Origin of the sequence: Streptomyces sp. MK37H (assembly GCF_018035285.1) — a bacterium.
Taxonomy (GTDB): domain Bacteria; phylum Actinomycetota; class Actinomycetes; order Streptomycetales; family Streptomycetaceae; genus Streptomyces; species Streptomyces endocoffeicus.
The window spans coordinates 1-25,691 of record NZ_JAAAYH010000048.1; the positions used below are offsets into that span (position 1 = coordinate 1).

Consider the following 25,691-nt stretch of genomic DNA (forward strand, 5'->3'; position numbering starts at 1 on the left):
TGGGGGGTTCTGTGCGGCAAGGGGGATTACTCAACCCGTTTCCGCCGGCGCGCGGGCGTCTGGCGGACGGGGCGATCAGACAGCCCGCGATCGAGTGGGAGCAGCGGTACCGCCGTACCGTGATCACCAGCGATACCGTGGCCACCGCCTTCGTGGTGGCGGCGATCGGCAACTTCTTCGGGGCCCGGGACGCGGCCAACTGGCACGAGAAGTGGGGAATTCTCGCATTCGGCACCGAGCTGCTGGTGCTGGGGGCGCTTGCGGTGAGCCGGTCGTGGGCTCCGGCCGTGCTCGGCCAGGGCGCCGAGGAATTCCGCCGGCTCGGACGCTCACTGTTCACGGCGACCGTCGTACTGGCGCTCGGCGGGATCGCCCTCACCTCGCGCAACATCAAGCTCTGGATCTTCGTCGCGATCCCCGCGATCGCGCTCATCACCATGACCGCGCGGTATCTGCTGCGCCTCTGGCTGCACAAACAGCGGAAGGAAGGACGGTGCCTGCGACCGGTGCTCGCTGCCGGGAGCCCGGCCACCGTGCACGACCTGATCACCCGAACCCGCAAGTTCCCGCACCTCGGCTGGCGGGTGGACGCGGTGTGCACGACGGACGGTCCCGGCCTCGACGGTGACCAACTGGACGGAGTGCCGGTCGTCGGCCGACTGGCGGACGTCGCCATCCATGTCCGCCGCGACGGCTATCGTGTCGTCGCGGTCACACCCGACCCGCACTGGTCACCGGACCGGCTGCAGCGGCTGGCTTGGAACCTCGAAGGCAGCGACGCCGAGATGGTCGTGGCCCCCGTGCTGATGGAGGTGGCCGGCCCGCGGCTGCACATCGACGCGGTGCTCGGGATACCGCTGCTGCGGGTCAGCATGCCGACCTTCACCGGGGGCCGCCGGGCGGTCAAAGGGGTCGTCGACCGGTTGGGCGCGGCGGTCCTGCTGGTGCTGTTCGCGCCGCTGCTGGTGTTCGTCGGGCTGCTCGTGCTGGTGGACAGTCGGGGTGGGGCGTTCTACCGCCAGCGCAGGGTCGGCAAGGACGGCCGCGAGTTCACCATTCTCAAGTTCCGCACCATGGTCGCCGGGGCTGACCGGGCACGTGCCGAGCTGGCCGACCGCAACGAGGGCGCCGGCCTGCTGTTCAAGCTCCGCCGGGATCCGCGGGTGACCCGGGTGGGAGCGGTGCTGCGCCGGTACTCGATCGACGAGCTCCCGCAGCTTTTCAACGTGCTCACCGGATCGATGTCGCTCGTCGGCCCGCGGCCTCCGTTACCGGAGGAGTCCGCCGCGTACGGCCCGGACATCCGGCGGCGGCTGCTGGTCAAGCCCGGGCTCACCGGCCTGTGGCAGATCAGCGGACGCAGCGACCTGCCGTGGGAGGAGGCGGTCCGGCTGGACCTGCGGTACGTGGAGGACTGGTCGCTCGCCCTGGACACAGTGATCTTGTGGAAGACGCTGCGTGCGGTGCTCCAGGGGCAGGGGGCCTATTGATGCGCGGGGGGCGTCGTTCGGTCGGCGCATGGAAGGCAGGCCGGAAGGGCTTGCCTGGGGGGAGGAACGGGTCATGAGGGTCAGCGTTTTCGGGCTCGGCTACGTGGGCTGCGTGTCGGCCGCGTGCTTGGCCAGCATGGGTCACGAGGTCATCGGGGTGGACGTGAACCAGGTGAAGGTCGACCTGGTCAACGACGGCAAGGCCCCGGTGGTCGAGGAGCGGATCGGCGAGCTCATCGCCGAGGTCGTGCGGACCGGAGCGTTACGCGCCACCGGCGACGTCCGCGAGGCGATCATGGGCAGCGAGGTGTCGCTGGTCTGCGTGGGCACGCCGTCGGAGCCCAACGGCAGCCTGTGCACCACATACTTGGAGCGGGTCACCGAGCAGATCGGCGTCGCGCTGGCCGAGGGGGCCAAGCAGGGGGGCCGGCACACCGTCGTGTTCCGCAGCACCATGCTCCCGGGCACCTGCCTGAACCTGCTGGTACCGATCCTGGAGAAGTACGTCGGCGGCACGGCCGGGGTGGACATCGGGGTCGCGGTCAACCCGGAGTTCCTGCGCGAGGGCACGAGTGTGCGGGACTTCTTCGACCCGCCCAAGACCGTCATCGGCGAGCTCGATCCGGCGAGCGGCGATGCGGTGACGGCTCTGTACGACGGCTTGCCCGGCGAGGTGTTCCGGGTGCCGGTCCCGACGGCCGAGGCGATCAAATACGCGGACAACGCCTTCCACGGCCTCAAGATCGGCTTCGCGAACGAGCTGGGCGCGGTGTGCCAGGCGCTCGGGGTGGACTCGCACCAGGTGATGGACGTGTTCCTGGCCGACCGCAAGCTGAACATCAGCCCCGCCTACCTGCGGCCCGGCTTCGCCTTCGGTGGCTCCTGCCTGCCCAAGGACCTGCGCAGCCTGGTCCACGCGGCGCAGCGGGCCGACGTCTCGGTGCCCATCCTCGCCCACGTACTGCCCTCCAACTCCGACCATCTGCAGCGCGCGGTGGAGCTGGTCGAGCGCACCGGCAAGCGCCGGGTGGGCCTGTTCGGGCTGTCCTTCAAACCCGGCACCGACGACCTCCGCGAGAGCCCGCTCGTCGAGCTGGCGGAGAGGCTCTTCGGCAAGGGGTACGACCTGCGGATCTACGACGCCAACGTGAGCCTCTCCCGGCTGCTCGGCGCGAACCGCGAGTACATCGAGACCCGGCTGCCGCACCTCGCGCAGCTGCTCGCGGGTTCCGTCGACGAGGTGCTCGAGCACGCCGAGGTGTGCCTGGTCGGGACCAGGGATCCGGCCGTGCTGTCGGCGCTGCCCCATGGCGACGCCCCGGTGATCGTCGACCTCATCCGCCTTCCCGACGCCGAGGCGCGCCGGGCCGAACCGGGGTACATGGGCCTTGCTTGGTAACGCGATCAGTGGTGACGGGTCGGGCCGGCGCGCACTGATCCTGGTGGAGAACCTGTCGGTGCCGTTCGACCGGCGGGTGTGGCAGGAGTGCACGACGCTCCGCGACGCGGGCTGGGACGTGCACGTCATCTGTCCCCGGGGGGAGAAGCGGGACACGGAGCCGGAGGCGTTGATCGACGGAGTGCGGATCCACCGTTACCCGTTGCGCGCGGCCACCGGAGGACCGGCCGGCTACCTGCGGGAGTACGGAGCGGCGCTGTGGCACACGGCCCGGCTGGCCCGCAAGGTCGGCCCGGTCGACGTGGTCCACGCCTGCAACCCGCCCGACCTGCTGTTCCTGTCGGCACGGTGGCTGAAGCGGCGCGGCGCGCGGTTCGTCTTCGACCAGCACGACCTGGTGCCCGAGCTGTACCTGTCCCGGTTCGGCCGCGGCGAAGACCGGCTCTACCGCGCCGTGTGCGCGCTGGAACGGCTGACCTACCGGAGCGCGGACGTGGTGCTCGCCACGAACGAGAGCTACCGGGACGTCGCGATACGCCGTGGCGGCCGGCGCCCCGAGGATGTTTTCGTGGTGCGCAGTGCGCCCCAGGTCGACCGGTTCCAACCGGTGCCGCCCGAGCCGGAGCTGAAGCGCGGCAAGCCTCATCTGCTGTGCTACCTCGGCGTGATGGGCCCGCAGGACGGCGTCGACTACGCCTTGCGGGCCCTCGCGAAGCTGCGCGACGGGCTCGGGCGGACCGACTGGCATGCGGTGTTCGTCGGCTCCGGCGACGCCTTCGACGCGATGGTGGAGCTGTCCCGGCAACTCGGGCTCTCGGAGCACGTGCGGTTCACCGGGCGCATTCCGGACGCCGACCTGGTGCGCTATCTGTCCACCGCGGACGTGTGCCTTTCGCCCGACCCGCGCAATCCGCTCAACGACGTGTCGACCATGAACAAGGTCCTGGAGTACATGGCGATGGGCCGGCCGATCGTCTCGTTCGACCTGAAGGAGGCACGAGTCTCCGCCGGTGACGCCGCCGTCTACGCGCCCGCCAACGACGAGGCCGAGTTCGCGGGGCTCATCGCGCTGCTCCTCGACGATCCGGAGAAGCGGGCCCGGATGGGCAAGATCGGCCAGGAGCGGATCAGCGGGCCGCTCTCCTGGCGGAACTCGCAAGCGTCGCTGCTCGCCGCCTACGCGTCGGCGGGCGACCCGGACCGGGCAGGGAAGAGGCCGCGCCGTTGAGCGATGACACGATACGCCTGGTCACGATCGGGCGGATTATCCGTCGGCGCTGGCGGCTTCTCACCATCCTCGCCGTGGTGGGGGCGCTCGTCGGCTACGGCACCTCTCTGCTGTTTCCGCCGCGCTACACGACGTCGGCGTCGGTACTGCTGCCGGGGGCGTGGGAGGAACGCGAGCTGCTGACTCAGGCGGAGATCGCGACCAGTTCGGTGGTGTTCGACCGCGCGGCTGCCACGCTCGGCTGGACCGGGGTCAGCGGCAGCGAGCTGCGGGATCGGGTGAGCGCCAAGGCCGCCGACGGGAACATCATCAAGATCTCGGGTACGGCCGACACCCCGGAGCGCGCGCAGCACCTCTCCGACCAGGTGGCCCGGCAATTCGTCACCTTCGCCGCGCGGCTCGCAGGCGACGACACCGACTCCGAAGCGTCGGCCGGGCCCGAGGCACTGCGGAAGATGGTGGTGCAGACCAGCCGCCGCATCACTGAGCTGGCCGATGCGGCCGATCCGGGGCAGACCGTGGAGAGCGTGCAGGGCCGCACCGAGCTGGAGAAGTTGCGCATCGCGCTGCAGGAGGCGATAAAAAAGCTGGACGAGGCCGACCCGGTGACCAACAAATCCAACATGGTCGTCATGGGGCCGGCGGCCCGGCCGGCCGGCGAGGCACCGCCGACGAGGATGCAGCTCATCGTCGCCGGAGCGCTGCTGTTCTTCCTGCTCGCGGTCATCGGCCATCTCACCGCCGCACGGATGAGTCGCCGACTGCGCACCGAACCGGAGATCGCCGCGGCGCTGGGCTCGGCGCTGCTGGGTACCGTCGACGTACCTGGTGACAGGCGCGCGCACCGGCCGGAAGGCAGTGGCCCGCGGGCCCGGATCCGCCGGCTGCTCGGCGTCGACATCCGGTGGGACATACCGACGCCGCGGGCGTCCGGCGACGAGGCCGGCAGGCAAATCCGCTACCGGCGGGTGTGCGCCCGCCTCCGGGACCGGCTGCCGGCCCCCCGGCGGCTGCTGGTGGTCGTACCCGAAGGCGACGAGATCGCCCGCCGGGCCGCCGGGCAGCTCGTCGCCGAGTCCAAGGGCGATCCTTCCCCATCCTCTTCGAGCAGGGGATACCCCATGCTGCGGGTGGTGGAGGTTTCGGTGGACCGGCCGATCGTGCCGGACCGCGACACCGAGTCCGGTGCCCTGGTCGTCCTCAGCGCGGGCAGCTGGACCGCGGGGGAGCTCGCCGGCATCGCCGAGGCGTGTGCGGACGCCGGGCATGAGGTCGTCGGCATCGTCGTCGCCGGAACTGTCCGGGCCCGTCCGGCGCGAACTGCCGACCGTCCTCCGGACGAGGCCACTCCGGCGCTCGCGGTGCGCGGCCACGCGACGGGAGGTTCAGTGTGACGACGAGCAAGACCGCGGAGTCGTCGGCCGCCACTCCGCTCCTTGACCTGCAGGCGCTGGTGGTGGCGGTGCGCAGGCGCCGCCGCCTCTGGTGCTCCATGGCTCTGCTGGGGCTGCTGGCCGGCGCGGCGATGGCGGTCCTGCTGCCGCCGCCGCCGACCGCGGTGACCAAAGTGCTGGTCGCGCATCAGGAGGACCAACCGAACGACACCGGAACGCTGATCCGCACCGACGCAGCGCTGCTGGGGACCACGCGGATCGCCGGCCAGGCCCTGCAGTCCCTCAAGTCCCCGGAAAAACCGGAAGACTTCATGGGGGACTACCGGGGTACCGGCTTGACCAACAACCTGCTGCAGATCGATGTGACAGGTGACAGCGACGCGGAAGCGGTGGCCCGGGCCAAGGCGCTGGCCGATGCGTTCGTCGCGGACCATGTGAGGCGGATGCGGGAGGCCGCGAAAGCCGAGTCCAAGGCCCTGCTCGACCAGCGTGACCGCGTGCGGGACGAACTCGCCGAGGTCAACAAGGCGATCGGAGACCGATCGCCGGGCAGCGACCCGGAAGCGTCGGCGAGCATCGAGTCGCTCTTCGCCCGCCGGGCCCAGCTCAACTCGCGGATCGCCGATTTCGACCAACGCGCCGCGGAGGCGCGCACCGGCACGCCCCGGGTCATCGCCGGCACGCAGATCGTGGACGCCCCGCACGCGGTGCGGCACTCCCTGCTCAAGGCCGCTGCCACCAACGCCGCGATCGGGCTCGTCCTCGGGCTCGTCCTCGGGCTCGCGGTGGCCGCGGTCGGCACGGTGGTGGCGGACCGCCCCGTGCTGCGCCGGGAGATCGCGGCGAACCTGGGCGCCTCGGTCATCGCGGAGCTGCCCCGCCGGTCGGGCAGGCTGTGGCGGCGCCGACGGATCCGGGCGGCACGGACAAGGCTCACCGTGTCCCTGGCGCGCACCGTGCGCGGTTCCGCGGAACCGGTGTCGCTGCTGGAACTGGGCTGTGCGCGCAGCACGAGCGTGATCGCCCTGGACCTCGCCAGGGCACTGGCGGCGGATGGGCCAGTGGTCATCATCGATGGTCTGCCCGGCCCGCAGCTCGCGGGCCGCCGCCCGAAGCCAGGAGACCCAACCGTGGTCAGCGGCGAGCGTGCCGCTGCCGTATCGCATCAGGAGCGCCGGTTCGGCGTCGGCTCGGTCGCGCCCGGCACCGCGTGGACCGACCTCCAGTACCTCGGTACCCAGACCGTGCTCGTCGTGCGTGCCGGGCACGGCAGCGCAGCATGGCTGCACACCGTGGCGCGGCAGCTCGCGGAGCAGCGCATTCCGGTGATCGGTGTGGTGCTGATCGACCCCGACCCGCGTGACCGGACCGACGGCACGCTGTGGGACGGGCTGCACATCGCGCTGCGGGGCCATGGCGAGCGGCCGGCCCGGAGATACGGGATGGGCCAACTACGGACGGAGCGGCAGCCGATGTGGGCCGCACGAGTCCCGGACAGCGACCAGGAGGCGCGGTAGGACATGTGTGGCATCGCAGGCACGTACCGATGGCCAGACGGGAAGGTCGTGACCGACCGGCTCACCGATACCCTCGCCCACCGCGGTCCGGACGGGACGGGCCGGTACAGCCACCCCGCCGGTGACGGCGAAGTGCACCTCGGGCACCGTCGGCTGGCCATCATCGACCTGTCCGGGACCGGCGCCCAGCCGATGGTCTCGGGCGGCCTCGTCCTGACGTACAACGGCGAGCTGTACAACGCGCCCGAGCTGCGAGCCGAACTGGCGGGCGCCGGGGTGCGCTTCCGTGGTACCTCCGACACCGAGGTGCTGCTGGAGGCCTGGCGGCGCTGGGGCACCGAATGCCTGCCCCGGCTGCGCGGCATGTTCGCGTTCGGGATATTCGACGAGCGCACCGGTGAACTGGTGCTGGCCCGCGACCAGTTGGGTATCAAGCCGCTCTTCCTGCTCCGGCGCGGCGAGGGCCTGGTGTTCGCCTCCGAGCTCAAGGCGCTCGCCGCCGTGACCGGCGGGTCGCTGGAGGTGGACCATGCGGCGCTGGTGGCCTCGCTGCTGTACTACTGGGTGCCGGACTCGCGCTGCGCGTTCCGCGAAGCGGAGAAGCTGCCGCCCGGGAGCTGGCTGAGGTGCCGGCCCGACGGCCGGGTGGAGCGCGGCCGGTTCTGGAACCTGAAGGACGTCGCCGCCGAGGGCCGGGAGCGGGCCCGGAGCGGCGAGCAGCCGGACCTCGCTGCCATCGTCGAGGAGTCGACTCGGCGCCACCTGCTCTCCGACGTGCCCGTGGCGACCTTCCTCTCCGGCGGTCTCGACTCCAGCTACCTGACCGCTCTGGCGGCCCGCCACCAACCCGGGATCTCCGCTTACACGATCGGGTTCCGCGCCGAGGACGCCAGGTTCGAGGCGATGCCGGACGACCTGCGCTATGCCCGGCGGGTGGCCGAGCGGTTCGGCGTCGATCTGCATGAGATCGAGATCGCTCCGAATGTGCTCGACCTGCTGCCGCGGATGACGTACCACCTGGACGAGCCGATCGGCGACCCCGCCGCGATCAACACGTTCCTGATCTGCTCGGCCGCCCGGGAGGCCGGGGTCAAGGTGATGCTCTCGGGGATGGGTGCCGACGAGCTGTTCGCCGGTTACCGCAAGCACCTGGCCAACCTGATCGCGCTGCGCTACCAGCGCGTCCCGCGGCCCCTGCGGCGCGGGGTGTCCAGGGCCGTGGACCGGCTGCCGGTGGCCACGGCCCGCCGGGGGTACCGGTCGGTGCGCTTCGCGAAGCGGTTCCTGTCCTTCGCCGAGCTGCCGGAGGAGACCGCGTTCCGGCGCAGCTACACCATGTACGACCAGGACGAGCTGCTCGCACTGATCGATCCGGACCTGGCCGGCACGGTCGAGGACGTGCTGACCGAGCATGCGGATGTCTACCAGGACAACGAGCTCGACGACTTCGTCAACCGCATGTGCCTGGGCGACGCCCGGATGTTCCTGCCGGGCCTGAACCTCACGTACACGGACCGGTCGAGCATGGCCGCGTCGACCGAGGTGCGGGTGCCGTATGTGGACGTCGAGGTGGTCAAGGCGGCGTTCGCGGTGCCCGGTGACCGCAAGATCGTCGGACGGCAGGGGAAGGCCGTCCTCAAGGATGCGGCCACCTCGATCCTGCCCCGGGAGATCGTGTACCGGCCCAAGGGCCTGTTCAGCGCCCCGCTGCGCGCCTGGATGAGCCGGGATCTGGCACCGCTGGTGCGCGAGGTGGTGCACGACGGCGTGCTCGTCCGTTCCGGGTTCCTGCGCCGCGACGCGCTGGCGCGGATGGTCGCCGAGGACGCCGCCGGGCAGCGGGACTTCTCCAAGCATCTGTGGCATGTGCTGACCCTCGAGTACTGGTATCGCGGCGCGACCTCCGGGTCCGGCCAGAAATCTCCCTTGACGGCGTAGAGACAAGAGGACTTCGGGTGAAACAGGTTGTGCAGAACTACAAGAGCGGCGAGCTGGCGCTGCTCGACGTGCCGGTGCCGGGGTGCAAGCCGGGCGGTGTGCTGGTCCGCAGCGCCTACTCGCTGATATCCACCGGGACCGAGCTCATGAAGGTGTCCGAGGCCGGCATGTCGATGCTGGGCAAGGCCCGCTCTCGGCCTGATCAGGTGGCCAAGGTCGTGCAGAGCGTGGCCACCAACGGGGTGCCCGCCACCTACCGCAAGGTGATGGGCAAGCTGGACTCCTACACGCCGCTCGGCTACTCGCTGTGCGGGATGGTCGAGCAGGTCGGCGCCGGGATCGACGATGTGAAGGTCGGCGACCTCGTGGCCTGCGCCGGCAATGAGCACGCGCTGCACGCCGAGCTGAACTGGGTGCCGAAGAACCTCTACGCCCGGGTGCCGGACGGCCTCGCGCCGCGGCACGCGGCCTTCGGCACCGTCGGGTCGATCGCGTTGCAGGGCGTCCGCCGCGGTGAGCCACAGCTCGGCGACGTGGCGCTGGTCATCGGCCTCGGGCTGATCGGGCAGTTGGTGGTGCAGCTCCTCGCCGCCTCGGGAGTCCGCGTGATCGGGGCCGACCCCGACCCGGTGCGCTGCGAGCTCGCCGAGCGCCTGGGCGCGGCGGCCTGCGGCGATCCCGCCTCCGCGGCCGTGGAGGCTTCCGTCGCCGAACTCACCGGCGGCCTGGGCGTGGACCAGGTGTATCTGGCCGCCGGCGGCGGCAGCAACCAGCCCGTCGAGCTGGCCGCCCGGATGAGCCGGGACCGCGGCCGGGTCGTCGACATCGGCAAGTGCCGCCTGGACCTGCCGTGGAACGCGTACTACGAGAAGGAGCTCGACGTCCGGTTCTCCCGCAGTTACGGCCCCGGGCGCTACGACCCGGAGTACGAGCTCGAGGGGCGCGACTACCCGATCGGCTACGTGCGCTGGACCGAGCGCCGCAACCTGGCGTGTTTCCTCGATCTCCTCGCCCGCGGCAGCGTCGACGTGGAGCCCTTGGTCTCCCACATAGCCGACTTCGATGACGCCGTCGAGACGTACCAGCGCCTGAAGGACGGCGACCTGAAGGCCGTGGCTGTGCTGTTCCGGTATCCCGAGCGGAAAGAGGAAGCGGCGGAAGCGGAGGCCCCGGCGGTGGCCGTGCCCGCGGTGCGACGCGGCGGCGGAGTGTCCACCCCGGCCCGGTACGCCAACGCGTCGGTGCGGCTGGCGTTCGTCGGCGCGGGAAACTACGCGACGTCGATGCTGCTGCCGCACCTGGAACGGCGCGACGGCGTCGAGTTGGCCACGGTCGTCACCACTACGGCGCTGTCCGCGGCCAACGCGAAGCGGAAGTTCGGCTTCGCCGAGGCGACCACCGATCTCGACGCCGTGCTCGGCGACCCGTCCATCGACGCGGTGTTCGTGGTCACCCGCCACAGCTCGCACGCCGAACTGACCCAAAGGGCGCTGCGGGCCGGCAAGGCGGTGTTCGTGGAGAAGCCGTTGGCGCTCACCGAGGACGAGCTGGCCGGCGTGCTCGCGGCGGTGGAGGAGTCCGGCAACGACCGGCTGCAGGTGGGCTTCAACCGCCGGTTCGCGCCGCTGCTGCAGGAGGCCAGAAAGCGGTTCGGTTCCCGGACCGGGCCGGGAAACGTCCGCTACCTGGTCAACGCGGGCCGCCTCGAGCACGGCAGCTGGTACCTCCAACAGGGCACCGAGGGCTCGCGGTTCGCCGGCGAGGGCGGACACTTCATCGACACGGTGAGCTGGCTGCTCGGGGCCGACCCGGTCTCGGTGTACGCGGTCGCCACGTCCGGCAACGAGGACCTGCAGGTCGTGCTGCGCTACCCGGACGGGTCCACCGCCACCATCGCTTACGTCACCACTGGCTCGCCGGGCTTCCCCAAGGAGACGCTGGACCTGATCGCGGACGGCAAGGTGCTGCGGCTCGACGACTTCGTCCGTGCCTCGGTGTACAGCGGCAACCGGTGGGTGAGTTCGCGGCTGCCCAAGGCCCGGGACAAGGGCCAGTCCGCCGAGCTGGCCGCGTTCATCAAGGCCGTACGGACCGGCCGGCCGATGCCGGTGCCGCTGGAGTCGCTGGCCGCCACCACAGCGGCCACCCTCGCCGTGCAGGCCGGCCTGGCCGGCGGTGCGCCGGTGACGTTGGCGAGGGCGCGATGACCATGAGCGCAGGCTGGTACCTGCGGCGGTTGTCCCGGATGGGACCGCGGGAGGTCGGCGGCCGGGTGGGCGACGCGGTGCGCAGGCGGCGGTGGCGGTCGGCGCTGCCGGACTGCCCGAGTGTGACCGGCGCCCGGTTCACCGCGGTACTGCCCGCGGGGACGATCGCCGCGGTGCCACCGGACGCCGCGAAACGTCTCATCGCCGAGGCGGACCGGCTGATGGCCGGGCACGCCGAGTACTTCGGGGTGGACCGCGACGACCTGGCCGACCCGGACTGGTGGTACGACCCGAAGACCGGACGCCGGGCTCCCTCGGGCTACGCCTTCGACGTGCCGTACCGGAACGAGGACGCGGTCGGGGACATCAAGCAGATCTGGGAGCCGTCCCGGCATCAGTACCTCACCCAGCTCGCCGCCGCCTACGCGATCACCGGGGACGAGCGGTACGCCGAGCGAGTGGCCGAGCACCTGCGGTCATGGTGGTCGGCCAACCCACCGCTGCGCGGCGTCCATTGGACCAGCGGCATCGAGCTGGGCATCCGGCTGCTGTCCTGGGTGTGGATCCGCCGGCTGCTCGACGGCTGGCCCGGCGCGGCCGCTCTGTTCGAGGGCAACCCGGTGGCGCTGAACCAGATCTGGCACCACCAGCGCTGGCTGGCCGCCTTCCCCAGCCGGGGGTCTTCGGCGAACAACCACGTCATCGCTGAGGCCGCCGGGCAGTTCGCCGCGGCCTGCGCGTTCGGATGGTTCCCCTCCTCGGCGCGCCTGCGAACCGACGCGCTGCGATCGCTGGAGCGGCAGCTGCGCAGCAACACCTTCGGCTCCGGCCTCAACCGCGAGCTGGCCACCGAGTATCACGGACTGGTGCTGGAGCTCGGCCTGGCCGCGGTGGCCGAGGCGGATGCCGCGGGCGTGCCGGTCCCCGCGTCGATCCGGCTGGTGCTGCTGCGGATGACCGACGCGCTCGCGGCCATCGTGGACAGCCGGCTACGGCCGCCGCGCCAGGGGGACGCGGACGACGGGCACGGTCTGGTCGTGGACGGCGCGGGCACCGACCGCTGGGCCTCGCTGCTGGCCACCGGGGACGCCGTGTTCGGCCGGCTCGCCTGGTGGCCGGCGGTGACCGGCACCGATGTGCGCACCCCGCTGCTGGCCGCGCTCATCAAACCCACTGAACTGTCCGTGACCCGTCCTCCGAGCCGACCGGACCGTTTCGCCGACGCGGGGCTCACCATTCTGCGTGGTCCGGAGGAGATCTGGTGCCGCTGCGACGGTGGTCCGCACGGCTTCCTGTCCATCGCCGCGCATGCTCACGCGGACGCGCTGTCCGTGGAGGTCCGGCACGACGGGGTCGACGTGCTCGCCGACCCGGGGACGTACTGCTACCACGGGCAGCCCGAGTGGCGGCAGTACTTCCGGTCGACCCTCGGCCACAACACCCTGCAGCTGGACGGCGGTGACCAGTCCGTCTCCGGCGGCCCGTTCCTGTGGACCCGGCATGCCCGCAGCCGTGTCCTGGCCGCGGACACATCGGGCGAGGGTGTGGCCCGCTGGTGTGCCGAGCACGACGGCTACCAGGGCTCCGTGCACCGCCGCCGGGTGGAACTGACGGCCGCGGCCAAGGAGCTGAGGGTGGTGGACGAGGTGCGCGGCCCGCGCCGGGACGTGCGCCTGGCGTTCCACCTCGGCCCGGCGATCGCCGCGGACCTGGTGGACAACCGGGCACAGCTCACCTGGACCCGGGACGGCGAGGACCGCTCCGCGGTGCTCGACCTGCCCGGGCGGCTGTCCTGGCGGGCACATCGCGGCGAGACCGGACCGCCGCTGGGCTGGTACTCCGCCGGCTTCGGGCGCAAGGAACCCACCACGACACTGGTCGGCACCGGCTTCGCCGACGGTGCGCAGGGGTTCACCACCGTACTCAGGTTCCGCGGCTAGGAGGCGTGGTGATCAAGTGGCGGAACTGGGCGTTACCGGTGGCGGCGCCGGTGCTCGTCCTGCTGGCGGCGACCGGCTGTGAGAGCACGCCGGGCGCCCCGGCGGCGGAGCCGACCGCTGCGCCGTCCACGTCCACGGTCCGGTCCGTGTCCCGGGTGTGCGCCAATCCCGCCGCCGGGCCGGCGAAGGCGCCGGCGGGCGCGGTGACGGTCGACCCGGCGGTGGTCGGTGACCTGGCGGCGAAGACCAAGAGCAACCCGCCGAACACCACGTTCTGGCTTCGACCGGGCAAGCACAGGCTCGACCCGGACCGCTATGCCCAGGTCATCCCCAAGAAGGGGAACCGCTACATCGGCGCGCCGGGCGCGGTGCTCGACGGCCGGAAGAAGAACCAGTACGCGTTCGGCGGCACCGCCCGCAGCGTCACCATCCGCTACCTGACCGTGCGACGTTTCGTGGCGCCGCCGGACGAGGGCGTGGTCAACCATGACTCGGCCGACGGGTGGGTGATCGAGCACGCGACGATCCAGGACAACTCCGGCGCCGGGCTGATGGCCGGTGCCCGCCAGCAAGTGCGCGCCAGCTGCCTGCGCGACAACGGCCAGTACGGCATGAACGCGTACAAGGCCAAAGGCCGTATCAGCGGCCTGGTGGTCGAGGGCAACGAGATCGTGGGCAACAACACCGGCGACTGGGAGCGGCGGCGGAAGGGCTGCGGCTGCACCGGAGGCATCAAGTTCTGGGCCGTCAACGGCGCCGACGTACGCGGAAATTGGGTGCACGACAACCGTGGAACCGGGTTGTGGGCGGACACCAACAACAACGACTTCCGCATCGAGAACAACCTGCTCGAGGACAACGACGGTGCCGCGCTGATCTACGAGACCAGCTACAACGCGGTCATCCGGAACAACACGATCCGGCGGAACAACTGGGTCGAGGGCCGCAGGGAAGCCGACCGCGGCGACAACTTCCCGTTCGCGACCGTCTACCTGTCCGAGTCAGGCGGCGAACCACGGATCAAAGCCCGCACCGACAAGATCGAGATCTACCGGAACGTGCTGGAGAACAACTGGTCCGGGATCACCCTGTGGGAAAACGCCGACCGGTTCTGCAACAGCCCGGCCAACACCTCGTCAGGTGCCTGCACCTTGCTGGTCCGGGACACCGGCAGCTGCGCGAAACCGGCGATCGCCAAAGCACCGCTCTACGCCGACTGCCGGTGGAAGACCCAGCGGGTGGACATCCACGACAACCGCTTCGTGCTGGACAAGTCCGTCGTCAAGTGCACGGTGAAGTGCGACCGAATGGCGGTGCTGGCCAACTACGGCACCTATCCGGACTGGTCGCCGTACCAGGGCGAAGGGGTGGCCGAGGCGATCACCCACAAGCAGCACAACCGCTGGCACGACAACGTCTACCTCGGACCATGGATGTTCGTCGCCTACGACCCGAGCCGGGTGCTCGACCTCGGGCAGTGGCAGGGCACGCCGTACCAGCAGGACGCGGGCAGCACCTTCCGCGCACGGGACGGTGGTTGAGATGGGCGCGGGTCGCACACCGAAGATCGTCGGGACAGTCTGGGGCCTGCTGGTCCTCAACACGCTCGGCTCCGCGGGGGCGAAGACCATCGTCCCGCTGCCCCGCTCCCTCATCCAGATGGTTACCATGGGCGCGCTGGTCGCCGCGTTCGCGCTGGCGCTCGCGGTCAATCTCCGGCTGCGCATCCGAGCCAGTGCGTACGTGTTCCTGCTCACCCTGCTGCTGGTGACGAGCGTGATCTCCAGCGTGCACCTGGAGTCCGGGTTCGGCGCGCTGTTCCGCTGCGCCCGGCTGGCTCTCTTCGTCGGCACGCTGTGGCTGCTCAGCCGCTGGTGGGACGGCGGCCTGACGTTCGTCCGGTACCACATCCGGATGTACTTCGCGGTGCTCGCGTCGGTGGCAGCCGGCCTGGTCATCTCACCGGGCGCGGCCCTGCCCGGCCTCTACGGCGGGCGGCTGGTCGGCGCGTTGTGGCCGCTCACCCCGCCGCAGATCGGACAGTACGCGGCGGTGATCATCGGGCTCACCGTGCTGCTCGTACTGGGCCGCCGGACCGACAGGGCCGGCGCGGCGGTGGTCATCGTGCCGTCACTCGTCCTGCTCGCGCTGACCCATACCCGGACGGCCACGCTCGGCCTGTTCATCGGCCTGGCGTTGGCGATCGGCTCGCTCCTCCTCACCAGCGCCGCGGCCCGCCGCTTCTTCACCTGGGCGGTGCTGTGCGCCACGGTGGCCGCGGTGGGGTTCGCCTCCGTGCTCCAGGCGTGGTTCCTGCGCGGACAGAGCAAGGAGAACTTCTCGAGCCTCACCGGTCGGGCCAAGGTCTGGGACGCCCTGCTGGCCGCGCCCCGGACGACCGGGGAGAAGTGGTTCGGCGTGGGCCTGGGCGACAAGTCGTTCGGCGGGCTGCCGATCGACAACAGCTGGCTGGCCGTCTACAACGAGCAGGGTCTGGTCGGCGTCAGCCTTGTCGCGGCCATCATCATCGTGCTGGGCGGCGTCGCGTTGCTGCGGCCACCGTCGCTGCAGAGGGCCTGCGCGATCTTTCTGATCAGCTACTGCGCGATCGCGTCGTACACCGAGGCCGGCCTTGGCGACGCCTCGCCGTATCTGCTGCATCTGGCCCTGGCCGCCTCGCTGCTGGCGGCACCCGCCGCGGCCGCTCCGCTCGCGACGCCCGAGCTCCCTCGACGACACATCCCGCGCTGGGCCCGGAGATCGGAGGTTCCTTGAGCATGCACGTCCTCGTGGTGCACAACCGCTACGCCTCGGCGCAGCCGAGCGGGGAGAACAAGGTCGTCGACCAGGAGGTGGAGCTGCTGCGCGCGGCCGGCCATCAGGTCGAGGTGTTCGAGCGGCGCAGCGACGACATCGCCGCCCGGTCCCTCCTCGGCAAGGCCGCGGTGCCGCTCCTCGTGCCGTGGAACCCGGCGGTCCGTGCGGAGCTCGCCGCCCGGCTGCGCACCGAGCGGCCGGACGTGGTGCACGTCCACAACGTCTTCCCGCTCCTGTCGCCCGCGGTGCTTGCCGCCTGCGCCGACGCCGGCGTGCCCGCCGTCGCCACGCTGCACAACTACACCCAGGTCTGCCCTCCCGGCACGCTGCAGCGGGACGGCCGGCCGTGCACCGAGTGCGTCGGGTCGGCGGTGTCCCTGCCCGCCGTCCGGCACGGCTGCTACCGGAGTTCCCGCCTTGCGACGGTGCCGCTCGCGGTCAGCCTGTCGGTCAACCGGCGGCGATGGTGGTCCGGCGTGGAGCGGTTCTTCTGCATCTCCGCGGCGCAGCGCGACGTCCTGATACGGGCCGGTATGCCGGCCGAGCGGCTGGCGGTGAAGCACAACTTCGTGCCCGACCCGGGCGCCTGCCGAGTAGACGGGGGAGAGCATCTGCTCTATCTCGGCCGCCTCGCGGAGACCAAGGGCATACGGCTGCTCATGGCCGCGTGGGACGAGATCGCGGCGAGCGGCGGTGTGGGCGTACCGCTCGTGATCGCGGGCACGGGGCCGCTGGAGCGGGAGGTGACCGCCTGGGCGGCGGGCCGGGACGACGTGGCTTACGTCGGCCTGTTGGACGCGGCGGAGTGCGCCAAGGCCATCGCGCGATCGGTCGCCGTGGTGGCTCCCTCGACGTGGCTGGAGGCGTTCGGCCTGGTGGTCGTGGAGGCGATGGCGGCCGCGGTCCCGGTCGTCGCCGCCGGCCACGGCGCCTTCGTCGAACTCGTCGAGGACGGCGTGACCGGGCTGCTGCACCAGCCGGGCGAGCCCGCCTCGCTCGCGTCCTGCATACGCCGGATCACGGGCGAGCGGGCCCTGGGCCAGGAGATGGGCCGGGCGGCCCGACGCCGTTACGAGCAGGGGTTCAGCCCGGCCGTCGGCCTCGAGCGCCTGGTGGAGGGGTACCGCACCGCGATCGCGGGTCGGTCGGATCAATGGGGGACGAAATCAATGGGGGGCAGTAAATGACACGATGCCGACTCTGCGGCTCGGAAGCGATGGCGAGCGTCGTCGACCTCGGGGCGACGCCACCATGTGAGAGCTTTCTCGCCGCGGACCAACTGGACCAGCCGGAGCCCGCGTACCCGCTGCACCTGCGGGTCTGCACCGACTGCTGGCTCGCGCAGATCCCTCCGCTGATCACGCCGGAGGAGACGTTCAAGGAGTACGCGTACTTCTCCTCGTACTCGACCTCCTGGGTGGAGCACGCGCGCACGTTCGTCGCCGACGCCGTACAGCGCCTTGGTCTCGGCTCAGACGCCTTCGTGGTCGAGGTCGCGAGCAACGACGGGTATCTGCTGAGGCATGTGGTGGACCGGGGAATCCGCTGCCTCGGCATCGAGCCGTCGGTGAACGTCGGCGCGGTGGCGCGCGACGCGGGCGTGCCCACGCTCACCGAGTTCCTGAGCCCGGAGACCGGCTCGGCCGTCCGCGAGGAGCACGGCCCGGCGAACCTGGTCGTGGCGAACAACGTGTACGCGCACATCCCCGACGTCGTCGGATTCACCCAGGGGCTGCGCGCCCTGGTCGCCGACGACGGCTGGGTCTCCATCGAGGTGCAGCACCTGCTGACCCTGATGGAGGAGAACCAGTACGACACGATCTACCACGAGCACTTCCAGTACTACACGGTCGCGTCCGCGATCCGGGCGCTGGCGAGCGGCGGACTCGCGCTCGTGGACGTCGAGTTGCTGCCCACGCACGGCGGCTCCATCCGGCTGTGGGCCCGGCCGGCCGAGGTGGCCGGCGAGCCGACGAATGGGGTATCCCCTGCTCTGGGGGCCCCTCCCGGCCGAAGGCTGGGGGAGGAGCCGAGGGCTTGGGGAAGGGTGGCCGACGTGCTGGCCCGGGAGAAGGCCGCCGGGCTGCGGGAGTTGTCCGGGTACACCGAGTTCTCCGCCCGGGTGGCCAAGGTGCGCCGGGATCTGCTGCGGTTCCTCATCGAGGCGGCCGAGCGCGGCGAGACGGTCGTCGGCTACGGCGCCCCGGGCAAGGGCAACACCCTGCTCAACCACTGCGGCATCCGGCCCGACCTGCTCGCGTACACGGTCGACCGCAACCCCTACAAGCACGGCAGGTTCACTCCGGGCACCCGCATCCCGATCCTGCCGCCCGAGCGGATAGCCGCCGACAAGCCGGACTACGTGCTCGTCCTCCCGTGGAACCTGCGGGCCGAGCTGGTCGAGCAGCTGTCCTTCGTGCACGACTGGGGCGGCCGACTGGTCTTTCCCATCCCGGAACTGAGCATTGCCGAGGTCGCGTCTTGAAAGGGCACAGCATGAAGGTCGTTCTGTTCTGCGGCGGTTACGGGATGCGGATGCGGAGCGGTGCCGCAGACGACGTGCCCAAGCCGATGGCGATGGTCGGCCCCAGGCCGCTGATCTGGCACGTCATGCGCTACTACGCGCACTTCGGGCACACGGAGTTCATCCTGTGTCTCGGGTACGGGGCGCACCACATCAAGGACTTCTTCCTCAACTACGAGGAGACGACGTCCAACGACTTCGTGCTGCGAGGCGGGCGGACCGAGCTGCTGTCCACCGACATCTCGGACTGGACGATCACGTTCGCGCAGACCGGCGTCGAGTCGCCGATCGGCGAGCGGCTGCGCCGGGTGCGGCACCACCTGGACGGCGACGAGATGTTCCTCGCCAACTACGCCGACGTGCTGACCGACGCCCCGCTGCCGGAGATGATCGACCGGTTCGCCCGGCGCGACGCGGGTGCGTCGATGATGGTGGTGCCGCCGCAGTCGTCGTTCCACTGCGTGGAGTTGGGCGAGGACGGCCTGGTGGGCGGCATCACCGCGGTCGGCGAACTGCCGCTGTGGGAGAACGGCGGCTACTTCGTGCTCCGCCAGGAGGTCTTCGACCACATACCGGAGAACGGGGACCTGGTCGCCGACGGATGCGCCCAACTGGCCAAGCGCGGCCGGTTGGCGGCGCACCAGCACCGCGGCTTCTGGAAGCCGACCGACACCGTGAAGGAGCGGGCCGCGCTCGATGCCGCCTACGCCCGGGGCGACCGTCCGTGGGCCGTGTGGGAGCGGGACAGCGCCGGAGCACGGGCGTGATCCGGCTGGGCGCCGGGCGCCTGCAGAGGATCGTCGCCGTCGGCGCGCACTGCGACGACATCGCCATCGGCGCCGGCGGCACGCTGCTGACGCTGTGCCGTGCGCGGCCGGGCATCCGCGTCGACGCCCTGGTGCTGTCCGGCGGCGGCAGCGAGCGGGAGCAGGAGGAGCAGGCCGCGCTCGCCGCCTTCTGCCCGGACGCCGACCTGCGGCTGACCGTGCACAAGCTCCCCGACGGCCGGCTGCCCGCGCACTGGGAAGAGGCCAAGGCCGCGGTCGAGGAACTGCGCGCGCGGACCGAGCCGGATCTGGTGCTGGCGCCGCGCACCGATGACGCGCACCAGGATCACCGCGGCCTGGCGAAGCTGATACCCACCGCCTTCCGCGACCACCTCGTGCTCGGCTACGAGATCGTCAAGTGGGACGGCGACCTCGGCCGTCCGGCGGCGTACCAGCCACTGTCGCCGGAGATCGCCGAACAGAAGGTGCGGCTGCTGCAGGAGCACTACCCCTCGCAGCGGCACCGGCCCTGGTACGACCGGGAGGCCTTCCTCGGCCTCGCGCGGATCCGCGGCATCGAATGCCACGAGCGATACGCCGAGGCGTTCGCCGTCACCAAACTCACGCTCAACCTGGGGGGTTGAACCTTGCGCGTACTGCTGACCGGACACCAGGGCTATCTGGGAACCGTCATGGCCCCGGTCCTCGCCGCCGCCGGGCACGAGGTCGTCGGCCTCGACGCCGGCCTGTTCGCCGACTGTGTGCTGGGCCCGACGCCCGCGGACCCTCCCCCAGTCGGCGCTGACGCGCCTGTGGGCGGTGCCCCCAGGCACCGGGTGGACCTGCGCGATGTCACGGCCGACCACGTGGCCGGGGTGGACGCCGTGATCCACCTGGCCGCGCTCTCCAACGACCCGCTGGGATCGCTGGCGCCGGAGCTCACCTACGACATCAACCACCACGCGTCCGTGCGGCTGGCCCGGCTGGCCCGCGACGCCGGAGCGCGGCGCTTCCTGTACGCGTCGACCTGCTCGGTCTACGGCGCCGCCGGCGGCGACGACCTGGTGGCCGAGGACGCCCCGCTGCGCCCGGTGACGCCGTACGCGGAGTCCAAGGTGCGGGTGGAGGACGACCTGCACGCGCTGGCCGACGGCGACTTCAGCCCGGTGTTCATGCGCAACGCCACCGCCTTCGGCTACTCGCCCCGGCTGCGTGCCGACATCGTGCTGAACAACCTGGTGGGTCACGCGCTCCTGTCCGGCGAGGTGCTGGTGCTCTCCGACGGCACCCCCTGGCGCCCGCTGGTGCACGCCGTCGACATCGCACGGGCCTTCACGGCCGCGCTGACCGCACCGCGCGAAGCGGTGCACGACCGGGCGTTCAACATCGGCAGCGAGGTCAACAATGTCACGGTCGCCGAGATCGCCGGGCAGGTCGCCGAGGCGGTGTCCGGCTCGAAGGTGGTGATCACCGGGGAGACCGGTGCCGATCCTCGGTCGTACCGGGTGGACTTCTCCCGGTTCCGCGCCGCGGTGCCCGGCTTCGACTGCGAGTGGACGGTGAAGCAGGGCGCGCTCGAACTCGCCGACGCCTACCGGGAACACGGGCTGACCCGGGAGGACTTCGAGCAGCGCTTCACCCGCCTTGCCGTGCTGCGCGCGGCGTCCGACGCCGGCACCGTCGACGACACCCTGCGGTGGCGCCGGTGACTGCGCACGGCGACGAGATGTACGCGCTGGTGGAGCGGCTGTACCCGCTGTGCCGGAGCATCACCGGCGACGGTGTGCGCGCCACCCTGGAGATCGTCGGCGAGTACATCCCGCTGCAGGTGCACGAGGTGCCGACCGGGACCCAGGTGCTCGACTGGACGGTGCCGCAGGAGTGGAACATCCGGGACGCGTACGTCGCCGACAGCAGCGGCAAGCGGGTCGTCGACTTCGCCGAGTCCAGCCTGCACGTGCTCGGCTACAGCGTTCCGGTGTCGGCGACCATGCCGCTGGCCGAGCTTCGCGCGCATCTGCACACCCTGCCGGACCACCCGGCCTGGGTGCCGTACCGCACCAGCTACTACCAGCCGGAATGGGGGTTCTGCCTGGCCCAGGAGACCTTGGACGCGCTGCCGGACGGCGAGTACGAGGTGTGCGTCGACTCCACACTCACCGATGGCCATCTCACCTACGCCGAGCACATCGTCCCCGGGCAGGTCGCCGACGAGGTGATCGTCTCCTGCCACGTCTGCCACCCGTCGCTGGCCAACGACAACCTGGCCGGCATCGCCGTGGCGACGTTCCTGGCGCGGGCGCTGGCGGAGCAGACGCCGTACTACACCTACCGGTTCTTGTTCGCGCCCGGCACCATCGGGGCGATCACCTGGCTGGCCCGCAACGCGGAGCGGGTGGAACAGGTCAAGCACGGCCTCGTGCTGGCCTGCGCCGGGGACCCGGGCCAGTTGACGTACAAGCAGAGCAGGCGCGGCGACGCGGAGATCGACCGGGTGCTGCGGCACGTGCTGTCCGCCTCCGAACGCCCGCACCGGGTAGCCGAGTTCACCCCGTACGGCTACGACGAGCGGCAGTTCTGCTCGCCCGGGTTCGACCTCGGCGTGGGCTCGCTCACCCGGACCCCGTACGCGGGCTACCCCGAGTACCACACCTCGGCGGACAACCTGGACTTCGTATCCCCGGAGGCGATGGCGGACACCCTCGCCGTCTGCCGCGAGGCGTTCGCCGTCCTCGACCGCAACCGGCGGTACCTCAACCTCAGCCCCTACGGCGAACCACAGCTGGGCCGACGCGGGTTGTACGACGCGCTCGGCGGCCGCAGCGACACCAAGCAGGCCCAGATGGCCATGCTCTGGGTGCTCAACCTCTCCGATGGCGAGCACAGTCTGCTGGACGTCGCCGAGCGGTCCGGGCTGCCGTTCGACACCGTCGCCGACGCGGCCGGCGCCCTGCACGGCGCCGGGCTGATCAAGGCATGACGCCGATGACCACCAAGGGGGAGAAGACGACGGCATCGGCGGCCCGGGGCAGACACGCCCAGCCGAACGCCAGGCGGGCCATAGCCGGCCGGCTGTCCTGGGGACTGGCCGACCAGGCGGCCTCCAGCATGTCCAACTTCCTGGTCGGGATGTACGTGGCGCGCTCGCTTGGGGTGGCCGCGTTCGGCGTGTTCAGCCTGGTCTGGGTGACCTACGGCGTGGTGCTCAACGTCTCCCGCGGGCTGGCCTCCGACCCGCTCGTGGTGCGCTTCAGCGGCGTGCCGGAGGCGTCTTGGCGCACGGCGGCGGCCCGAGCGTCGGGTACCGCGCTCGGCGTCGGCAGTGCCATCGGCGCGGCGAGTCTGGTGGCCGGGCTGAGTCTCGGCGGACGCGCGGGGGCCGCGTTCGCCTGCCTCGGCGTGCTGCTGCCGGGGCTGCTGCTGCAGGACGCCTGGCGTTTCTCGTTCTTCGCCGCGGGCAACGGGCGGAAGGCGTTCGTCAACGACTTCGTGTGGGGCGTCGCGCTCGTCCCGGCCTTGGTGGTCGCGGCCCGCGTGGGCAGCGTGGCCGGTTTTGTACTCGCCTGGGGCGGGACGGCCGCGTTGGCCGCCGTGTACGGCTGCCTCCAGTCCGGCATCCGGCCCCAGCCGACCGGAATGCGCGCGTGGCTTCGCGAGCAGCGCGACCTCGGCTACCGGTACCTGGTCGAGAACGTCGGTGTCAGCGGCGCGAGCCTGCTGCGGGCGTACGGGCTCGGCGCCATCGTCGGGGTCAGCGCGGTGGGTGTGGTCCGGGGCGTCGAGCTGCTGCTCGGCCCGTTCCTCGCAGTGCTGATGGGCCTTTCGCTGGTCACCGTCCCGGAGGCGGCACGGGTGCTGCGGCAGGCCCCGCACCGGCTGGGCAAGTTCTGCCTCCTGCTCGGCGGCGGGCTGGCCGCCGCCGCGCTGCTCTGGGGCGCGGCGCTGCTTCTGGTACCGGACCGGCTCGGCGAACACGGGCTCGGTGAAGTCTGGCGCGGCGCCTCCGAACTCATCGTGCCGGCCTCGCTCGGCGTCGCGGGCGCCGGCCTCGGCGTCGGCGCGGCGGCCGGGCTGCGCGCCCTCGCCTCGGCCCGGCGCAGCCTGCGCTGCCAACTGTTCGCCTCCGCCTGCTATGTCGGCGGCGGGGTTGGCGGGGCGGCCGTGGCCGGCACGGTCGGCTCGGCCTGGGGCGTCGCCGCCGCGAACGTCAGCGCCGCGGCCGTGTGGTGGCTGCAGCTGCGGTCCGCTCTGCGCGAGCGCCGGCACAACACCATCCGCGAAGTGAGGACGACATGACCCACCATCCCCGGCTCAGCATCGGTCTGCCCGTGTACAACGGCGAGGAGTACCTCGCCGAATCGCTCGACGCTCTGCTCGGCCAGACCTACGAGGACTTCGAGCTGGTCATCTCCGACAACGCCTCGACCGACGGGACCCAGGACATCTGCCACAAGTACGCCGCGATGGACTCACGCATCCGGTACATACGGCTTCCCCGGAACATCGGCGCCGCGCCGAACCACAATTACGTGTTCACCGAATGCCACGGCGAACTGTTCAAGTGGGCCTCGCACGACGACCTGTACGCCCGGGACCTGCTGCGGCGCTGTGTGGAGGCCCTGGACGAGCGGCCGGACGTGATCCTCGCGCACGCCGACCAGGCGGTCATCGACGGCGACGGCCAGGTGAAGGTCCCGTACGAGTACAAGCTCGCCACCGACTCGCCGCATCCGCCGGAGCGCTTCCGCAGTCTGCTGTTCGAGCCCGGCGGCGACGACTTCTACGGGGTGATCCGGGCCGACGTGCTGCGCCGGGTGAAGCCGCTCGACAGCTACCACCACGCGGACCGCACGTTCGTTGCCGAGATCACCCTGCACGGGCCCTTCCACCAGGTGCCGGAGCTGCTGTACTTCCGCCGTGACCACCCCACCCGCGCCGAGCGGGCGAACCCGTCCAAGCGCTCCCGGTGCGTGAACCTGGACCCGCGCCGGGCGGGCCCGCTGCACCCGACGCCCCGGCTACTCGCCGAGTACCTGTGGGGCTTCGTCGCAGCGATCCGGCGGGCGCCGTTGTCCCCGGCCGACCGGCGCGCGTGCTACCGCCACATGGCCGCGTGGATGGCCAGCCGGACCCGGCCGGGTGTCGGCGAGCGGGTCGAGGACCGCGCCCCGGTCGACCCAGGCCGGCTCACGGTCTCCGTCGACGCAATCGTCGCCGGCCGCGATGGGAGGCAGGCATGACCTCCACGAACAAAACTCAGGTGCGCGTCGGGCTGTTCGGCCTGTTCGGCGCAGGCAACTCCGGCAACGACGGGTCGCTCGAGGCCATCCTCGGGTACCTGCGCACTGAGCACCCGGAGGCGGTCGTGGACGCGCTCTGCGGCGGGCCCGAGGTCGTCACGGCCCGGTACGGGATCCCCGCGACGCGGCTGAACTGGAACCGCGGTGAGTACCGGACCGCGTCGAGCGTCGCCGCTATCGCGACGAAGGGTCTGGGCAAACTCGTCGACGCCGTCCGCACCGCCGCCTGGGTGCGCCGGCACGACGTGGTGATCGTGCCGGGCACGGGCGTCCTGGAGACCACGCTGCCGCTGCGGCCATGGGGCTTCCCGTACTCGCTGTTCCTGCTCTGCGCGAGCGGCCGGCTGCTTCGCACCCGGGTCGCCCTGGTCAGCGTCGGTGCCTCCGAGATCGGCCACCGGGCGACCCGAACCCTGGTGCGCTGGTCGGCGCGGCTGGCCGCGTACCGGTCGTTCCGGGGCCCCCACTCCCGCGACGCGATGCGGGAGATGGGCGTGGCCACCGCGCGCGACGAGGTCTATCCGGACCTCGCCTTTTCCCTGCCGACGCCGCGGGCGAGCGTGCCCTCGGGCCCGCCGGGCCCGGTCTGCGTCGGCGTCATGGCCTGGCACGGCAGCAACGACGAGCGCGCCCGGGCCGAGGAGATCCACCGGCGTTACCTCGACGGGACGATCCGCTTCGTCCACGCGCTGGTCGAGGACGGCAGGCCGGTCCGGCTGCTCACCGGGGACGAGCTCGACCGGCCGGTGGCGGCCGCGGTCCTCGACGCGGTGGACTCGCCGCTGGTCACCGTTGCCGAGGCGGCCTCGCTTGCCGACCTGATGAAGGAGGTGGCGGCTGCCGACACCGTGGTGGCTGCCCGGTACCACAACCTGGTCTGCGCGCTGAAGGTCGGCACGCCGACGCTCGCACTCAGCTATTCGGTGAAGAGCGACGATCTCATGGCTCTGATGGGACTGGACGCGTACTGCCACTCCGCTCGCGAGGTCGACGCCGACCGGTTGCTCGAGCAGTTCCGGGAGCTGGAGCAGCGATCGGCGGAGCTGCGACGGACCCTTCCCGAGCGGAACCAGGACGCCGCCCGGCGCGTCGAGGACCAGTTCACCGCCTTGACCGCGGCCCTGTTCCCGGCCACCGGCCACGCCCACACCATGCGGGAGGCTCCATGAA

General features: G+C 71.4%; 19 protein-coding genes. All 19 read left to right on the forward strand.

Going from position 1 to position 25,691, the window contains the following annotated elements:
* Positions 1-11 precede the first annotated feature (11 nt).
* Positions 12-1,490, forward strand: coding sequence for a sugar transferase (locus tag GWI24_RS09985; RefSeq protein ID WP_210945562.1), 1,479 nt, complete (start codon positions 12-14; stop codon positions 1,488-1,490).
* 73 nt (positions 1,491-1,563) lie between these two features.
* Complete coding sequence (locus GWI24_RS09990; protein ID WP_210945539.1) at positions 1,564-2,889, forward strand: nucleotide sugar dehydrogenase; 1,326 nt, start codon at positions 1,564-1,566, stop codon at positions 2,887-2,889.
* Positions 2,879-4,117 (forward strand): glycosyltransferase family 4 protein, encoded by a 1,239-nt coding sequence (locus tag GWI24_RS09995; RefSeq protein ID WP_210945540.1) that lies wholly within the window; start codon positions 2,879-2,881, stop codon positions 4,115-4,117. Before GWI24_RS09990 ends, GWI24_RS09995 begins: the two co-directional genes overlap by 11 nt.
* The gene (locus GWI24_RS10000; RefSeq protein ID WP_210945541.1) at positions 4,114-5,511 is read left to right on the forward strand and encodes a Wzz/FepE/Etk N-terminal domain-containing protein; all 1,398 of its coding nucleotides are present in this window, start codon (positions 4,114-4,116) and stop codon (positions 5,509-5,511) included. Before GWI24_RS09995 ends, GWI24_RS10000 begins: the two co-directional genes overlap by 4 nt.
* On the forward strand, positions 5,508-7,028 hold the full coding sequence (locus GWI24_RS10005) for a Wzz/FepE/Etk N-terminal domain-containing protein (RefSeq protein WP_210945542.1): 1,521 nt from the start codon (positions 5,508-5,510) through the stop codon (positions 7,026-7,028). The genes GWI24_RS10000 and GWI24_RS10005 overlap by 4 nt, the downstream gene beginning before the upstream one ends.
* Positions 7,029-7,031: 3 nt before the next feature.
* On the forward strand, positions 7,032-8,966 hold the full coding sequence (asnB, locus tag GWI24_RS10010; protein ID WP_210945543.1) for an asparagine synthase (glutamine-hydrolyzing): 1,935 nt from the start codon (positions 7,032-7,034) through the stop codon (positions 8,964-8,966).
* Between the two features lie 17 nt (positions 8,967-8,983).
* On the forward strand, positions 8,984-11,173 hold the full coding sequence (locus tag GWI24_RS10015) for a bi-domain-containing oxidoreductase (RefSeq protein ID WP_210945544.1): 2,190 nt from the start codon (positions 8,984-8,986) through the stop codon (positions 11,171-11,173).
* Positions 11,170-13,113, forward strand: a complete 1,944-nt coding sequence (locus GWI24_RS10020) for an alginate lyase family protein (protein WP_210945545.1) — start codon at positions 11,170-11,172, stop codon at positions 13,111-13,113. Before GWI24_RS10015 ends, GWI24_RS10020 begins: the two co-directional genes overlap by 4 nt.
* Positions 13,114-13,118: 5 nt before the next feature.
* Positions 13,119-14,654 (forward strand): right-handed parallel beta-helix repeat-containing protein, encoded by a 1,536-nt coding sequence (locus GWI24_RS10025; protein WP_210945546.1) that lies wholly within the window; start codon positions 13,119-13,121, stop codon positions 14,652-14,654.
* A gap of 1 nt (position 14,655) precedes the next feature.
* Positions 14,656-15,888, forward strand: a complete 1,233-nt coding sequence (locus GWI24_RS10030) for an O-antigen ligase (RefSeq protein ID WP_210945547.1) — start codon at positions 14,656-14,658, stop codon at positions 15,886-15,888.
* A gap of 2 nt (positions 15,889-15,890) precedes the next feature.
* On the forward strand, positions 15,891-17,117 hold the full coding sequence (locus GWI24_RS10035) for a glycosyltransferase (protein WP_210945563.1): 1,227 nt from the start codon (positions 15,891-15,893) through the stop codon (positions 17,115-17,117).
* Positions 17,114-18,415, forward strand: coding sequence for a class I SAM-dependent methyltransferase (locus GWI24_RS10040; protein ID WP_210945548.1), 1,302 nt, complete (start codon positions 17,114-17,116; stop codon positions 18,413-18,415). The genes GWI24_RS10035 and GWI24_RS10040 overlap by 4 nt, the downstream gene beginning before the upstream one ends.
* Before the next feature lie 11 nt (positions 18,416-18,426).
* Positions 18,427-19,221, forward strand: coding sequence for a glucose-1-phosphate cytidylyltransferase (locus GWI24_RS10045; protein WP_210945549.1), 795 nt, complete (start codon positions 18,427-18,429; stop codon positions 19,219-19,221).
* On the forward strand, positions 19,218-19,865 hold the full coding sequence (locus GWI24_RS10050) for a PIG-L deacetylase family protein (protein WP_210945550.1): 648 nt from the start codon (positions 19,218-19,220) through the stop codon (positions 19,863-19,865). The genes GWI24_RS10045 and GWI24_RS10050 overlap by 4 nt, the downstream gene beginning before the upstream one ends.
* A 3-nt stretch (positions 19,866-19,868) precedes the next feature.
* The gene (locus GWI24_RS10055) at positions 19,869-20,930 is read left to right on the forward strand and encodes an NAD(P)-dependent oxidoreductase (protein WP_210945551.1); all 1,062 of its coding nucleotides are present in this window, start codon (positions 19,869-19,871) and stop codon (positions 20,928-20,930) included.
* Positions 20,918-22,201: a DUF4910 domain-containing protein gene (locus GWI24_RS10060; RefSeq protein WP_210945552.1), complete on the forward strand. Its 1,284-nt coding sequence runs from the start codon at positions 20,918-20,920 to the stop codon at positions 22,199-22,201. The genes GWI24_RS10055 and GWI24_RS10060 overlap by 13 nt, the downstream gene beginning before the upstream one ends.
* Positions 22,198-23,517, forward strand: a complete 1,320-nt coding sequence (locus tag GWI24_RS10065; protein ID WP_374103290.1) for a hypothetical protein — start codon at positions 22,198-22,200, stop codon at positions 23,515-23,517. The genes GWI24_RS10060 and GWI24_RS10065 overlap by 4 nt, the downstream gene beginning before the upstream one ends.
* Complete coding sequence (locus GWI24_RS10070) at positions 23,514-24,461, forward strand: glycosyltransferase family 2 protein (protein WP_210945553.1); 948 nt, start codon at positions 23,514-23,516, stop codon at positions 24,459-24,461. The genes GWI24_RS10065 and GWI24_RS10070 overlap by 4 nt, the downstream gene beginning before the upstream one ends.
* Positions 24,458-25,690 carry a polysaccharide pyruvyl transferase family protein gene (locus tag GWI24_RS10075; protein ID WP_210945554.1) on the forward strand — a complete coding sequence of 411 codons (1,233 nt, stop codon included), beginning with the start codon at positions 24,458-24,460 and terminating at the stop codon, positions 25,688-25,690. Before GWI24_RS10070 ends, GWI24_RS10075 begins: the two co-directional genes overlap by 4 nt.
* Position 25,691: the final 1 nt, after the last annotated feature.